General features: G+C 70.3%; 11 protein-coding genes and 1 pseudogene. 5 read left to right on the top strand and 7 right to left on the bottom strand.

Features of this window, described 5'->3' with window-relative positions; genetic code table 11:
• Positions 1 to 164 precede the first annotated feature (164 nt).
• Complete coding sequence (locus I0C86_RS10450) at positions 165 to 3086, top strand: AfsR/SARP family transcriptional regulator (protein WP_196201024.1); 2922 nt, start codon at positions 165 to 167, stop codon at positions 3084 to 3086.
• A gap of 33 nt (positions 3087 to 3119) precedes the next feature.
• Here the strand turns inward: I0C86_RS10450 and I0C86_RS10445 are convergent, their stop codons facing one another.
• Positions 3120 to 4493 carry an FAD-dependent oxidoreductase gene (locus tag I0C86_RS10445; protein WP_196201023.1) on the bottom strand — a complete coding sequence of 458 codons (1374 nt, stop codon included), beginning with the start codon at positions 4491 to 4493 and terminating at the stop codon, positions 3120 to 3122.
• Positions 4483 to 5652, bottom strand: coding sequence for a carboxylate-amine ligase (locus I0C86_RS10440; RefSeq protein WP_407676293.1), 1170 nt, complete (start codon positions 5650 to 5652; stop codon positions 4483 to 4485). Before I0C86_RS10440 ends, I0C86_RS10445 begins: the two co-directional genes overlap by 11 nt.
• Positions 5653 to 5857: 205 nt before the next feature.
• Between I0C86_RS10440 and I0C86_RS10435 the strand changes: the two genes are divergently transcribed.
• Both I0C86_RS10435 and I0C86_RS10430 read left to right on the top strand, forming a co-directional pair.
• Positions 5858 to 6082 carry a hypothetical protein gene (locus tag I0C86_RS10435; RefSeq protein WP_323373575.1) on the top strand — a complete coding sequence of 75 codons (225 nt, stop codon included), beginning with the start codon at positions 5858 to 5860 and terminating at the stop codon, positions 6080 to 6082.
• 496 nt (positions 6083 to 6578) lie between these two features.
• Entirely contained in the window at positions 6579 to 7922 is a 1344-nt protein-coding gene (locus I0C86_RS10430; RefSeq protein ID WP_230393929.1) for a carbohydrate-binding protein, read from the top strand.
• Positions 7923 to 7987: 65 nt separating this feature from the next.
• On the opposite strand, the gene I0C86_RS10425 is transcribed toward I0C86_RS10430, so the two are convergent.
• Positions 7988 to 8647, bottom strand: coding sequence for a DedA family protein (locus I0C86_RS10425; RefSeq protein ID WP_196201020.1), 660 nt, complete (start codon positions 8645 to 8647; stop codon positions 7988 to 7990).
• Between the two features lie 283 nt (positions 8648 to 8930).
• On the opposite strand from I0C86_RS10425, the gene I0C86_RS10420 reads away from it, so the two are divergent.
• Positions 8931 to 10586, top strand: coding sequence for an alpha-amylase family protein (locus I0C86_RS10420; protein WP_196201019.1), 1656 nt, complete (start codon positions 8931 to 8933; stop codon positions 10584 to 10586).
• A gap of 34 nt (positions 10587 to 10620) precedes the next feature.
• Here I0C86_RS10420 and I0C86_RS10415 read toward each other — a convergent pair whose 3' ends face one another.
• The 4 genes from I0C86_RS10415 to I0C86_RS10400 form a co-directional block, all read right to left on the bottom strand.
• Entirely contained in the window at positions 10621 to 11010 is a 390-nt protein-coding gene (locus I0C86_RS10415) for a hypothetical protein (protein ID WP_196201049.1), read from the bottom strand.
• Positions 11011 to 11083: 73 nt separating this feature from the next.
• Positions 11084 to 11449 carry a hypothetical protein gene (locus I0C86_RS10410; RefSeq protein ID WP_196201018.1) on the bottom strand — a complete coding sequence of 122 codons (366 nt, stop codon included), beginning with the start codon at positions 11447 to 11449 and terminating at the stop codon, positions 11084 to 11086.
• 303 nt (positions 11450 to 11752) lie between these two features.
• Positions 11753 to 12151, bottom strand: a complete 399-nt coding sequence (locus I0C86_RS10405; protein ID WP_196201017.1) for an FxLYD domain-containing protein — start codon at positions 12149 to 12151, stop codon at positions 11753 to 11755.
• A 145-nt stretch (positions 12152 to 12296) separates the two neighbouring features.
• Positions 12297 to 12704, bottom strand: coding sequence for a hypothetical protein (locus I0C86_RS10400; protein WP_196201016.1), 408 nt, complete (start codon positions 12702 to 12704; stop codon positions 12297 to 12299).
• Between the two features lie 464 nt (positions 12705 to 13168).
• Here I0C86_RS10400 and I0C86_RS10395 point away from each other — a divergent pair.
• Positions 13169 to 13871, top strand: a pseudogene (locus tag I0C86_RS10395) (XRE family transcriptional regulator); the annotation flags it as partial.

The raw sequence follows: 13871 nt of genomic DNA, 5'->3' as shown, positions 1-13871 counted from the left end.
GGGAGACAATGTTGTGTACGCACTTGTGGAGTGACTTGCAGTTGACTTGCAACGCCCACATAGCGGAATGTCGGAAGTTTGACGATGGGAACTCAGGTTGGCGGGTAAGTTTCCCGGGAACAGACTGAGAAAGGGTAAGTCGGACCGACGGAGGGACGACGCCTGTGGAGTTCGTCATCCTCGGCCCCACGGCGCTCAACATCGACGGGCGGGCCGTGCCGTTGGGCGCGGCCAAACAGCGCGGGCTGCTCGCCGTACTCCTCTATCACGCGGGTCGGCCGGTTCAGGTCGACATGGTCGTCGAGCATCTCTGGGGAAACCGGTCGCTCGATGCCTGTCGAGGCAATCTCCAGGCGCTGATCAGCCGCAGCCGGGCCGTACTGAAGGCGGTCGGCCTGCCGAACGCGCTCGTCCGGATGCCGGGCAGCGAGGCGTACCGGCTCGACGTCGACGCGGCACTGGTCGACTACCACCGGTTCCGGCGCCTCGTCGACCAGGCCCGCCGCGCGACGGAGGAGGGCCGCCACGAGCGGTCGGCGGCACTGCTGTGCGAGGCGATCGAACTGTGGCGCGACGAACCGCTCGCCGATCTTCGTGGCGCCCGCTCCGAACACATCCGTCGCGCGATGAAAGAGGGGCTACTGACGGCGCACAAGCTTCTCAGTGAGAGCCAGAGCCGAATCGGGCAGCATGACGCGGTGCTCGGTCGGCTGGAACCGCTGCTGTTGACCAACGATGTGGATCAGACTCTCGCACAACTTTGGATCAACGCTCTCTACGCGAGTGGACGCGATGACGAGGCACGCCGCTTCTCGGTCGATTTCCGGAGCCGTTACCGGCGGAGAATGCGGGCCGAGCCGACAATTGATCTGTCGCCACTTCGCGGAAGAGATCGACGATCGACGCCCGGTACGTCGCCGGGAACGCCCGACGGGGGGCCGGTGCTTTTCCGGCCGCCGCAGCAGTTGCCGGCCGACATCTCCGACTTCACGGGGCAGCGTGAGGTTCTCGCCGAACTCGACGCGATGCTGGGAACGCCGACGGCGGGAGCCCGGATCGTCGTCGTCGACGGAATGCCCGGAGTGGGCAAGACGACCCTCGCGGTGCACTGGGCGCACCGACAGCGCGACCGGTTCCCGGAGGGGCAACTGTTTCTCAGTGCCGACGCGTACGGGCCCACTCCGCCGGTGAATCCGGAGGACGCCCTGGGCCGGTTCCTGCACGCGCTGGGCGTACCCGCCGACCGGATACCGACCGGTGGCGAGCAGCGCCGGGAACGCTTCAACCAGATGCTCGACGGGCGGCGGATCCTCGTCGTACTGGACAACGTCCGGAACTCCGACCAGGTCCGTCCACTGCTGCCCACGGCCGAGGGCTGTGTGACCCTGATAACCAGCCGAAACCGGCTCAAGAGCCTGACCATCCGGCAGGGCATCCGCAGCCTCACCGTGCCGCCGTTGCCGGACGACGAGCGTCGTACCCTGCTCGGTCACGTGATCGGCACCGCGCGCGCGGCCGACGAACCGGGACCGGTGGAGGTTCTCGCGCAACTCTCCGGCGGACTGCCACTGGCGCTGCGCGTCATCGGCGAGCACATCACCACCCGGTCCCGGGCGAGCATCGCGGACCTCGTCGACGAACTGTGGAGCCGGCTGCTCGACTCCGCCGGTGACGAGGACGAGGACGACGCCACCCTGAGCACCGTCTTCGCGTGGTCCTACAACGAACTGGACCCCGAGGCCGGCCGGCTGTTCCGGCTGCTGGGCCTGCATCCGGGCCGGAACGTCAGCTCCGCCGCCGCGGCCGCACTGCTCGGCGCCGACCCGAGGCGGACGGAACGCCTGCTCGACGCGCTCGCCAAGCGCCACCTGGTCAACCACGACACGGCTCGCCGGTACCGGCTGCACGACCTGCTCCGGCGGTACGCCGCGGACCGGGCCGCGCACGACGAGGCCGCCGAGGCCCGCCGGGCCGCCACCCGGCGACTGCTCGACTGGTACCTGCTCTCGGCGGTCAACGCCGCCGCCCTGCTGGCTCCGCAACGCCCGCCGGTCCCGGATCTGCCGACACCGGAGGCGGTCGAGCCGCTCCGCTTCGGTACGGACGACGAGGCGCTGCGCTGGTGCGAGGCGGAACGGGCGAACCTGAACGCCGTGGTCCGGGCGGCGGCGGACAGCGGGTTCCACCGGCACGCGTGGCAGATTCCCGGCGCGATCCACGACGTGTTCGGCCGGTACGGCCGGCAGGACGACGTGTTGGCCATGCATCAGGTCGCGCTCTCCGCCGCCGAGGCGGACGGCCACCAGATCGGCCAGATCGGAACACTCAACAACCTCGGCTGGACCTTCTTCGCGTTGCACGACTACCACCGGGCGGCCAGCGGGTTCGAGGCCGGACTGCGGTTGGCGCACCGGGTGGACAACGTCACCGCCGTCTGCGTCTGCTCGCACAACCTGGCGAGCGTGCACCTGAAGACCGGCGAGGTCAGGAAGGCGATCGGCATCTTCGAGCGGGTCCTGGCCACCTGTCGGGACATCGGGAACCCGGGCGGCCAGGCGGCCAGCCTGCACCGGTTGGGCGACGCCTACGAGCAGTCACGCAGGTACGAGCGGGCGGCCCGGTGCTACGCGGAGGCGCTGCTCATCCGGGAGCGCATCGGTTCCCTGCGCGACCAGGGTGCGACCCACGGGCGGCTCGCCGCGCTGCGACTGAAGACCGGTCAGCCGGAGGCCGCGCTGCGACACTGCACGCTGGCGCTGCAGATCCAGGTCAGGGCCAAGGACGACGCCACCCGCTGCGACACCCTGGTCACCGCCGCCGACGCCGAGCGCGCGTTGGGCCGGTACCCGGAGGCGATGGAGCATGCCGTGGCCGCGATCTCGCTCAGCGACGGTATCGCGGACTCCCTCCGGCGGGCCGCCGGCCTTGCGGTACTCGCCGACATCCTCGCGGCCCGAGGGGACCGGCCGGCCGCCCGCCGCCGCTGCCTGGAGGCGCTCGGGATCATCGGTGACCTCACCGGGCCCGACGTCGATCCCGTGCTGGACCGCCTGCTCGTGATCGAGAGCCTGGTCGCACCGCGCTGACCGGAGTTGACGAACCGGATCCGGTCGTCCGGTTCAGCGGATCGCGTCGACCGCCTTGCGGGCCGCGACCAGCACGGGATCCCAGACCGGGGCGTACGGTGGCGCGTAGCCGAGGTCGAGTCCGGCCATCTCGTCCACCGTCATCCGGTTCCACAGCGCCACGGCGAGGACGTCGATCCGCTTGGCCGCCTCGGACCAGCCGACGATCTGGGCGCCGAGCAGCCGCCCGGAACGGCGCTCGGCGATCAGTTTCACCGTCATCGGCCGGGCGCCGGGGTAGTAGCCGGCCCGGTTCGTCGACTCCACCCGTACGCTGACGAACTCGAAACCCGCGGCGGCCGCCTCGTCCTCACGCAGGCCGGTACGCCCGACCTCCAGCTCGCAGACCCGGGTGACGGCGGTGCCGACCACGCCGGCGAAGGTGGCGTAACCGCCGCCGATGTTGATGCCGGCGACCCGGCCCTGCTTGTTGGCGTGGGTGCCGAGCGGCACGTACACCGGCTGTCCGGAGACCCGGTGCACCGACTCGACGCAGTCACCCGCCGCCCACACCCCGGGCACGTCGACCACCCGCATCCGCAGGTCGACCCGGATCCCGCCGGTCGGCCCGATCGGCAACCCGGCCTCGGCCGCGAGCGCGGTGTTGGGACGTACCCCGAGACCCAGCACCACGACGTCGGCCGGCAGCGTCCCGTCGTCGGTGACCACCGCGCTGACCCGGCCGTCCCTGGTCTCCAGCCCGGTGACGCTGACTCCGCTGCGAACGTCGAGGCCCAGCCCGCAGAGCGCCTTGCGGACCAGCGCGCCCATGTCCGGGTCGACGGTGGACATCGGCTCCGGGCTCCGCTCGACCAGGCTGACCGACAGGCCGCGCTGGATCATCGCCTCGGCCATCTCGACGCCGATGTAGCCGCCGCCGACCACCACGGCCCGCTGAGGCCGGGGATCCCCGTCCAGCCAGGCCAGCAGCGCGGCGCCGTCGTCGAGGGTCTGCACCCCGAACACCCCGTCGGCGTCGGTCCGGGCCCAGTCCGGAGTGACGGGTACGGCTCCGGCGGCGTACACGAGCTGGTCGAAGCGCTCGCGGACCTCTGTGCCGCCGTTCTCCAGGTCCCGGGCGACCACCTCGCGCCGCTCCAGGTCGATCATGGTCACCTCGTGCCGGAGCCGGACGTCGACCTGGTGCTTGTTCCGGAACGTCTCCGGATCCCGGCTGATCAGCTGCTCCTCGTCCTCGACCAGCCCACCCACCCAGTACGGGATCCCGCAGGCCGCGTACGACGTGAAGTGCCCGCGTTCGAAGGCGACGATCTCCAGGTCCGTGGCGTCCCGACGGCGACGGGCCTGCGACGCGGCCGACATCCCGGCCGCGTCGCCGCCGATCACCACCAGGCGCTCAGCCGCCATGGCCGCCGGCGCTGCCCCGGGTCCGCTGGACCAGGTCCTCGAGTACGTCCGAGATCTCCCCTCGCCGGGCATAGGCGGCCCGCTGACGGGCGGCGCCGGTGCCGTGCGCCTGCAACCGGCTCAGCAGTTCGGTGACCAGGGAAAGGTCGCCATGCCGCTCCAGGGCGGGGCTTACCCGTTGGACGAGCCGGTGCATCAGGTACCAGGCGGGCCGAAGCCCACCGCCGACCGGATCGACCGCCATTCCCTCCAGGCCGTCGTGCGCCGCCCGCCAGTGCGCCGCCGCGAGCATGTGGTGCGGCACCCGGGGCGCTGGCAGGCCCATGGAGATGTCGGTAAGCGCGGTGTCGACCAGGGCCCGGACCAACGAGGCGATCAGGATCGTGTCGTCCAGGCCGGGGCAGACGTCACCGATCCGGATCTCCACGGTCGGGTAGTGCGACGACAGCCGGGCGTACCAGTAGAGCATGCCCTCGTCGAGCAGCATCCCGGTGCCGATCAGCTCGTCGACGAACCCCTCGTAGTGCCGGTACGACTCCAGCCACGGCGTCGGCGCCACGGACGGCCAGCGCTCCCAGAGCACCGACCGCCAGCTTGCGTACCCGGTGTCCCGGCCCTCGTAGAACGGCGAGTTCGCGGTTGCCGCGTGCAGGATCGGCAGCGCGGGGCGCAGGTGGTTGAGCACCTGCACCGCGATCTCCGGTTCGGGGACGCCCACGTGGATGTGCATGCCGTTGACGCCCGGCGAGGGTACGACCAGGCCGAACCGCTCGATCATCCGGTGGAACCGGGGGTTGTCCACCACCGGCGGTACCGGACCCCCGGCCGGACCGGTACCGACCGCGACGAGCCGTACCCCGGCCGCCTCGGCGGCGTCGGCCAGACCGGTACGGAGCAGCCCCAGCGAGTGCCGCAGGGCGCTCAGCTCCAGTCCGGGTGGCGTGCCGATCTCGATCTGACTGGTCTGGAACTCGTGCTGCACCTGTCCGCGCAACTCGTCCGGCACCTCGGCCATCACGGCCTCGACAGCCGGTGCCGCAGCTCCGGTCACCGGATCGACGAGCAGGAACTCCTCCTCGACGCCGACCGTGAGCTGATCCGTTCCGGCGTGCACTGTCGGGTCAACCGGTACGGCCAGTCCGCTGCCCATCGCCCTCACCGCCCGTCCGTCTGGTGGCCGCGTCGCTTCCGGCGACCTCGGGGGTTCAATACCCCCGGGCCGGATGCCCGGAAACACCCGTGAGCACCAATCGTGCCATCGGGGCCGGCCCCGGCTGCGCACCTTGCTGGTTCCCGCCCGTACCCTCCGGGTTCCCGCCCACCACACGATGTGGCGTCGTGGCGACGCGGGTAGCCTCGGCCGGGTGGAGAGTTTCCTGGCGGTCCTCGTCGGCGTGACCGCACTCGGCGCGGTCCTGGCCGGCTTGATGTGGCTCGCCCGCCGGGTTCGCCGCCGAGGTATCGGCGACGCGATGATGGGACCCTTCGAGGAGATCTGGCATCCGGCCGGGCAGCGGGCCCGGATCGAGATCCGGGTGCAGGAGGAGCGGGCGGTGCCGATGCCGTCGCCGGACGACCGGTTGCGCTGAACCGGTAGCCGGACGACCGGTTGCGCTGAACCGGCTGCGCTGAACCGGCTGCCGCTGGCCCCGGGTGCGGAGTAGCCGCGTTCCCGTCCGCCGCCGGGCGGCGATTCCTTCCGTTCCTCCCGTCCACCCATGGGCTCCGGCGTTCTTCGGCGGGCGCCGGTTGCCTGCCCGCGCTGGCACAGCGCCCTTCTTCGTCACGTACCGGCTGTTCGCATGCCGGCTGACACCGGTGGTGTTCCATACCTGATCACCACCGCCACCTGGACTGGCTGGAGCGGACGGTGCCGCGCCGGGTGCAGATATCGACAGATGTTGACATGTGGCAGTCGGGGACGTACAACTCGTGAGAGAGCGCTCTCTCGGCCCCCCGTCCCCCTGCAGAGAGGCCACCATGAACACCATCGGGTTCGTTCCGCCGGTCCATCCCGGCCGGACGGCGAAGCGCCGTCTCACGCTGCTCCTCGCCGCGTTCACCCTGATCGGCACGGTGTCGGCCATGGTCACCGTCAATGCCCGTGCCGCCATCCCATCCCCCGCACCCGGCTGGTCCCTGGTCTGGGGCGACGACTTCACCGGTGCCGCCAACACCCTGCCCTCGTCCGCGAACTGGATCATCGACACCGGGACCAGCTACCCCGGCGGCCCGGCGAACTGGGGCACCGGGGAGATCCAGACGTACACCAGCAGCACCGCCAACGTCAGTCACGACGGCGGTGGCAACCTGCGGATCACGCCCATCCGCAACGGGTCCGGGCAGTGGACGTCGTCCCGGATCGAGACGGTCCGGACCAACTTCAAGCCTCCGGCCGGTGGCGTGCTGGCCATCGAGGGCCGGATCCAGATGCCGAACGTCACCGGCGCCGAGGCGGCCGGGTACTGGCCGGCCTTCTGGGCGCTGGGCGCGCCGTACCGGGGGAACTACCAGAACTGGCCGGGGATCGGCGAGTTCGACGTGATGGAGAACGTCAACGGGATCAACTCGGTCTGGGGTGTGCTGCACTGCGGGGTCGCGCCCGGCGGTCCGTGCAACGAGTTCAACGGGAACGGCGCCAACCGCGCATGTCCCGGCTCGACCTGCCAGTCGGCCTTCCACACCTACCGCTTCGAGTGGGACACCTCGGTCAGCCCGCAGCAACTGCGCTGGTACGTCGACGGCCAGCACTACCACACGGTGACCCAGGCCCAGGTCGGATCGTACTGGTCGCAGATGACCAGCCACGCCGGCTACTTCCTGTTGCTGAACGTCGCCATGGGCGGCTCGTTCCCCAACGGGGTGGCCGGCGGCACCACGCCGACGGCCACGACCGTCTCCGGTCGGTCGATGCTGGTCGACTACGTCGCGGTGTGGAGCCGTGGTGGCGGTACCACCACCATGCCTCCCACCACCATGCCTCCCACCACCGGGCCGCCGACCACGCCGCCTTCCGGCGGCACGGTGAGCGCCTACTCGACGATCCAGGGCGAGGCATACAACGGTCAGCTGGGCGTCGGGACCGAGGCGTGCAGCGAGGGCGGGCAGAACATCGGCTGGCTCGCCAACGGCGACTGGGCCCGGTACGACCGGGTCGACTTCGGCTCGACGCCGCCCCGGGACTTCGTCGCCAGGGTCGCCTCGGGAGCCGGGGGCGGGGTGAGCGGCCTGGTCGAGGTCCGGGTCGACAGCCCGACCGGATCGGTGCTGGGCAGCTTCGCGGTCGGTAACACCGGCGGCTGGCAAAGCTGGCAGTCGGTGCCAGGCAACGTGTCGGCGGTGACGGGGGTGCACACCGTCTACCTGACCTTCAGCAGCGGTCAGCCCAGCGACTTCGCCAATCTCAACTGGTTCACCTTCCGCCGCTGACCCCGGCGCAGAACTGTTAGGAAGGGCCCCTTCTTATGCAGAAAACGATAAGAAGGGGCCCTTCCTTACACGTCGGCGGTTCGGCGCTGGCGCAGGCGCTTGCGACGCTTCCTGACCGCCCAGACGGCGATCATCGTCACGAAGATCGCCAGCAGTCCGTAGTCGAAGAAGCTCGCGTACCGGTCGATCTGCTGCCACTGGGAACCGAGCGCAAAGCCGAGTCCCACGAAGATGGCGTTCCAGAGACCGCTGCCCAGGGTGGTGAGCGCCAGGAACCGGCCCATCGGCATGCGGTTGGCCCCGGCCGGTACGGAGACGAGGCTCCGGACCACCGGGATCATCCGGCCGAAGAGCACGGCCCACGATCCGTACCGCTCGAACCAGCGGTCGGCGCGTTCCAGATCGTCGGTGTCCACCAGGGGAAGCCGGTCGAGCCAGCGTTTCAACCGATCCTCGCCGAGGGCCGCGCCGAGCCAGTAGAGCGCGAGCGCGCCGAGCACGGAACCGGCGGTGGCCGCCAGCACCACGAGGAAGACGTTCATCCGCCCCTCGCCGGCCAGATAACCGGCCATGGCCAGCACGATCTCGCTCGGCACCGGCGGGATGACGTTCTCCAACGCGACGAGCAGGCCCACGCCGGGGGCGCCCATGGCCTCGATCACGCCGGCTATCCAGCCGGTCAGCCCGCCGAATCGGGTCGGGTCGACGTCCTGCGCGAGGGTCACGCCGCAATCACTCCTCGGGTCGTTCGTGGGCTTGCTCGGGCTTGGTCGAGCCTCATCGGCTTCGGCTGCTTCGGCTGTCTGCGGCCGGGGCTCCGACGGTCGGCGGGTTCGGCGGTCGGCGGCCAGGGCTCCGGCGGTCGGCGGCTTCGGGTTTCGGCGGTCGGCGGGAGAAGGACTTCCGTACCCGAAGATCGCGGTCCCTACACCTATCGGCGGCAGGCCGAGGTGCGTCGATACGCGAGGACGGTTTGCCGGTACGGCGGATCGGAGAAAGCCTTTCGGCATGACGGACAGGTGGTATGCCGAGGCGGTCGTCTACTGTCTCGACATCGATACGTACGCCGACTCGGACGGCGACGGGATCGGTGACATCAACGGTCTGATCGGACGGCTCGACTACCTCGCCCGGCTCGGCGTGACCTGCCTCTGGCTGCACCCGATCCATCCGTCGCCGCACCGCGACGACGGATACGACGCGACCGACTTCTACGCGGTCGATCCTCGGCTCGGCACCCTCGGGGACTTCGCGGAACTGCTGCACCAGGCCGCCAACCGGGGCATCCGGGTGATCATCGACCTGGTCGTGAACCACACCTCCGACGAGCACCCGTGGTTCGTCTCGGCCCGGTCCTCGCCCGACTCGCCGTACCGGGACTGGTACGTCTGGTCGGAGAAGGAGCCGCCGGACCGGTGTCAGGGCATGGTCTTCCCCGGGGAGCAGGACGAGACCTGGAGCTACGACCGGACGGCGAAGGCGTGGTTCTACCACCGCTTCTACCGGTTCCAGCCGGACCTCAACTTCGGCAACCCGGCGGTACGGGCCGAGATCAAGAAGATCATGTCGTTCTGGCTCCAACTCGGCGTCGCCGGGTTCCGGATCGACGCGGCGCCGTTCATCATCGAGCAGACCGAACCCGGCAACCCGAACTCGCCCAAGGACTTCGAGTTCCTGACCGAGCTGCGCCAGCACGTGCAGTGGCGGCGGGCGGACGCGCTGCTGCTGGCCGAGGCGAACGTGCAGGCGGCCCAGCTCGTCGACTACTTCGGTGACTCGGGCGGCTCCGCCAACCGGCTGCACATGCTCTTCGACTTCATGCTCAACGGCCGGCTGATGCTCGCGCTGGCCCGTCGGGATCCGGAACCGATCATCGACGCCCTGCGTGACACCCCGGCGTTGCCGGCCGGTGCGCAGTGGGCCACCTTCCTGCGCAACCACGACGAGGTCGACCTGTCCCGGCTCACCGCCGAGCAGCGCGCCGAGGTGTACGAGCAGTTCGGCCCGGACGAGAACATGCGGATCTACGACCGGGGCATCCGCCGACGGCTGGCTCCGATGCTCGGCAACGACCGCCGCCGCATCGAGCTGGCGTACGCGTTGCAGTTCTCGCTGCGCGGAACGCCGGTGCTGCGGTACGGCGAGGAGATCGGGATGGGCGAGGACCTGTCGTTGCCGGGCCGGGAGGCGATCCGTACCCCGATGCAGTGGTCCGGGAAACCCAACGCCGGCTTCTCCAGTGCGGAGGCCGAGAAGCTGATCCGTCCGGTGCTCGACACCGGCGACTACGGCTTCGAGCGGGTCAACGTCACCAGGCAGCGGCACGATCAGTCGTCCCTGCTGGCATGGTTCGAGCGGATGACCCGGACCCTGCGTGAGTCCCCGGAGGTCGGGTCCGGCACCTGTACTCATATCGATCAGGAACTGCCGCCGGGCGTGCTGGCGCACCGTGCCGACGGCCCGACCGGTTGCATGCTCTTCCTGCACAACCTCGGTACCAAGCCGGCCATCGTCGACCTGAGTTCGTTGGCCCCGGAGGCGGACCTGCCCGGCGACGTGCTCGCCGATCGCGAGTACGACCCGGTCGGCAAGCTCGACGCGCTGCACCTGGCCGGGTACGGCTACCGCTGGATCCGGTTGCACCGCAGCGACGCGGTCGAGTGAGCGGAGTGGATGCCGGTGGTCGTCGTCGCGAGGGCTAGGCGGTGACGGCGGACCGGGTGTGGCGGAGCCAGAGCAGGCCGAGCACCGGCAGCACCAGCGGAACGTAGCCGTAGCCGCCACCGAAGTCCGACCACACCGTGTCGTCGGGGAAGAGTGCCGGGTCGAGCAGGCTCAGCGCCCCTACCGTCAGTACGCCGACCAGTTCGACGGTGCAGCAGACGATCGCGGTCCGGCGCCCGATCCGGTCGCCCCGGGCCAGGCCCACGGTCGCCGCGATGTAGATCACCGCGGCGAGTGCGGAGAGCAGGTACGCCACCGGAGCCTCGTGGAACCTGGTGGCGATCTGCAGGGCTGCCCGGGAGGTGGCGGCGATCGCGAAGAGGATGTAGACCGCGACGAGCACCCGCCCGGGACCGCTGTTCACCCGGCGCCCGCCGGGCGGCGGCGGGACCGGCGGGGCCGGGTTGTGCGGCGGTGGGCTCTGTGGCGGGATCGGGTCAGGCACCGGGGATCTGCCAGGTCTGTTGCAGGCGGATCACGACCACCGGAACCACCAGGCAGACGACGGTGACGATCACCGATCCCCAGCGGGTCGGCTCCATCCGGGCCAGCACTCCGGCCAGCGGTGGCAGGCAGATCAGCGTGACGAGGTAGCCGGCGAACGTCCCGGCCTCGGCGGGCTGCTCGCCGCCGATCCAGGTGGCGATCGCCGTGGCGGCGAGCGCCAGGAGGGCCAGTTCCAGCACGGCCAGGCCGCCGAGGTGGGACCGGTCCGGCGGCCGGTTGCGCATCGTGGTGACCAGACTCCACACCGCCAGTACGAGCGACAGCACGATCGTCAGCGTGACGAGGTAGTCGTTCACCGCTCGACCCGCCGGGTCGGCACGGCGATCCGTGGCTGGCTCACCGCCAAAGTCTACTAATCGGCGTAGTAGGCGGGTTGGCAGGGTCATGGCCCTTGACCTGCGGCGGCATAGATCACGCCTTCTTCACGGGGCGCAGGCGGGGCACATCGCGCCGGAAACGTCGTCGATCGCCTGGCCCGACCGGTCCTCATCCCAGCGCGCGATCGGCACCGGTCGCTCGTAACGCAGCACGATCGCTCACATCAGCCGAGGGCCCCGACTCTCCCACGGAAGGTGGGGCCGCTTCGCCTGTATCCGGGGTCAGCTCACGTCTACGATCTTGCACGTGCCGGCGCTCGTCACCTCGGCGTCGAGCAGTGTCGTTTCCTCAACCCGCGCCGTGTCACCCGGCCGGATGTTCCGCACGTACGCGGTGTCGGTGTCGATCCGGTTCCCGCTGCCATCCCGGTACTCGATCCCCACCTTGGCTGTCCGTGTCGAGACGCCGTTGTTCTTCACCTGGATGCCGACCGTGGCGCTGCTGAGCGGGCCGGGGGTGAACGTGCAGGACACGACCGAGGCGTCCATCTTCGACGCCGCTGACCCGCTCATGAGCGCCCCGGCGATGGCCAGACCCACGCAGACCACGACCACCGACCCGACGATGATGCCGATGATCGCGAAGACGCCGCCCGGACTGGACCAGAAGCTCCGCTTCAAATGATCACGATCCGTCAAGTGGTCCGGACGGTGGGCTGACTGGTGGCACCGGCTGTCCAAGAGGAACGGTGGCTTGATCGTGCGGGTTGGGGGTACGGGCCAGTCCTCGCGGCGGCGGTCAGCATGAGGTTAGACGTCATCCGCTTCATTCAGCCGGCCCGTCCATCCCGGTGATTCCGCGCAGCTCAGCGTCCGTCGGTGTTGCCGACCGCATCAGGAGCCGGACCGACTCCGGCACGTAGTCATCCCGCACGACCTCCAGCCAGGTGCCCGCCAGCTGCATCCGCGAGCAGTTCGGCAGCCCACACGGCCGGCAGCCGTCGACCCCGCGCGGCCAGTGTGCCGTCATCGTCTGCCGGGCCACCACGGTGACGAGCTGCCGGCGCTCGGCCGGGACGACCCGGTCCGTGATGACGACCCAGAGCGCCCACTCGGCAGTCGGGCACCAGGTGCCCCGGCAGCCGGCGCAGTGCCGGGCCTCGGCGTGCGTGGTGATCGTCGCCCATGCCCAGTCGATCGCCATTCCCGGCGCGCTCTCCGGGACCATGCTCATTGGCTGGTCCGGGCGACCCTGCGGCGTACGGCGCGGAGTAGCGCGACGCAGCAGCCTCGGGTTCCACATTCCGTGCACCGGCCGCCGTCGCGGTGCTGCCGCTCGATCCACCGGTCTGCCCGCTGGCGGGCCCATGTGTCCATTGTCGTGTCCTCCCGGTACGTGGCGCCCCGGAGATCCAGTCACGGAGCGCTACTCTCCACCTGAGCCGGCCCCGGTCCGGGACTCCGGGGACGGGTATCCCGGACCGGCCGGGACACGAGGCGCTATTCCCAGCCAGCGATCACCGCGCCGAGCTGGGGATACCGCTCGTTATCCCGCCTCGGTACCGTCACAGGTACCGAGCGCAACCGCGAGTAGTGAGCAGTGGTCTCGTGTGGGTCATACACGCAGCCCACACCGCCCCGGGAGGGTCTGTAGAACACTTCGGTCAGATGCTTCGTCGCCTCCGGCAAGACCGCGGAATGTCGCTGCGCCGGTTCGCCGAGGTCGCTGGGATCGACTTCGGGTACGTCGGGCAGATCGAGCGGGGCGAACGCCGCTGCTCCCCCGAGTGGGCCGAGATCTGCGATCAGACAGTCGGCGCCGAGGGCGAGCTGATGGCGGCGCATCGGGCGGAGAACGCGACGGGAACGGGGGCCGAAGTGCGACGGCGTACGGTAGTGATGGGACTGGCGCTCGGCGCATCATCCCCGGCCGTGGCGGTGGAGGCACTCCGGCACGGCCTCGACAGCGCTATCGGCGCCGACCTGGACGAGTGGCAGACGATCACCGAGGACTACGCCCGGGACTTCTACACCACCCCGCCGGCCCGACTCGTCGAGCAGCTCGGCCTGGACCTGACCATGTTGCAGCACATGCTGTCGGCCGACCCCGCCAACCGCGACCTGCTCCGGGCCGCCGGGCAGCTCGCCGTCATCATGGCAATGGCGCTCGCCTCCACCGGGCAGACCACGATGGCCCGCCGCTGGTGGCGTACCGCCCGGCACAAGGCCGACCAGTCCGGCGACGTCGATACCCGACTCTGGGCCCGGGACTGGGAGACCGTCAACGGCACCTACGAGCGGCGGCCCATACACGAGATCATCGCCCTGGCCGACGAGGCGGTCGCGCTCGCCGACGGGCGCCCCTGCCGGGGCACGGCGGGCGTGCTGGCCGGCCGCGCGC

The organism is Plantactinospora alkalitolerans, assembly GCF_015690345.1.
Taxonomy (GTDB): Bacteria; Actinomycetota; Actinomycetes; order Mycobacteriales; family Micromonosporaceae; genus Plantactinospora; species Plantactinospora alkalitolerans.
This window is presented reverse-complemented; position numbering and strand designations above follow the sequence as displayed.

Coding starts and splice junctions, on each gene's coding strand:
- I0C86_RS10420 (WP_196201019.1), top strand. CDS start 8,931: ATGACGGACAGGTGGTATGCCGAGGCGGTCGTCTACTGTCTCGACATC.
- I0C86_RS10400 (WP_196201016.1), bottom strand. CDS start 12,704: ATGAGCATGGTCCCGGAGAGCGCGCCGGGAATGGCGATCGACTGGGCA.
- I0C86_RS10445 (WP_196201023.1), bottom strand. CDS start 4,493: ATGGCGGCTGAGCGCCTGGTGGTGATCGGCGGCGACGCGGCCGGGATG.
- I0C86_RS10430 (WP_230393929.1), top strand. CDS start 6,579: ATGGTCACCGTCAATGCCCGTGCCGCCATCCCATCCCCCGCACCCGGC.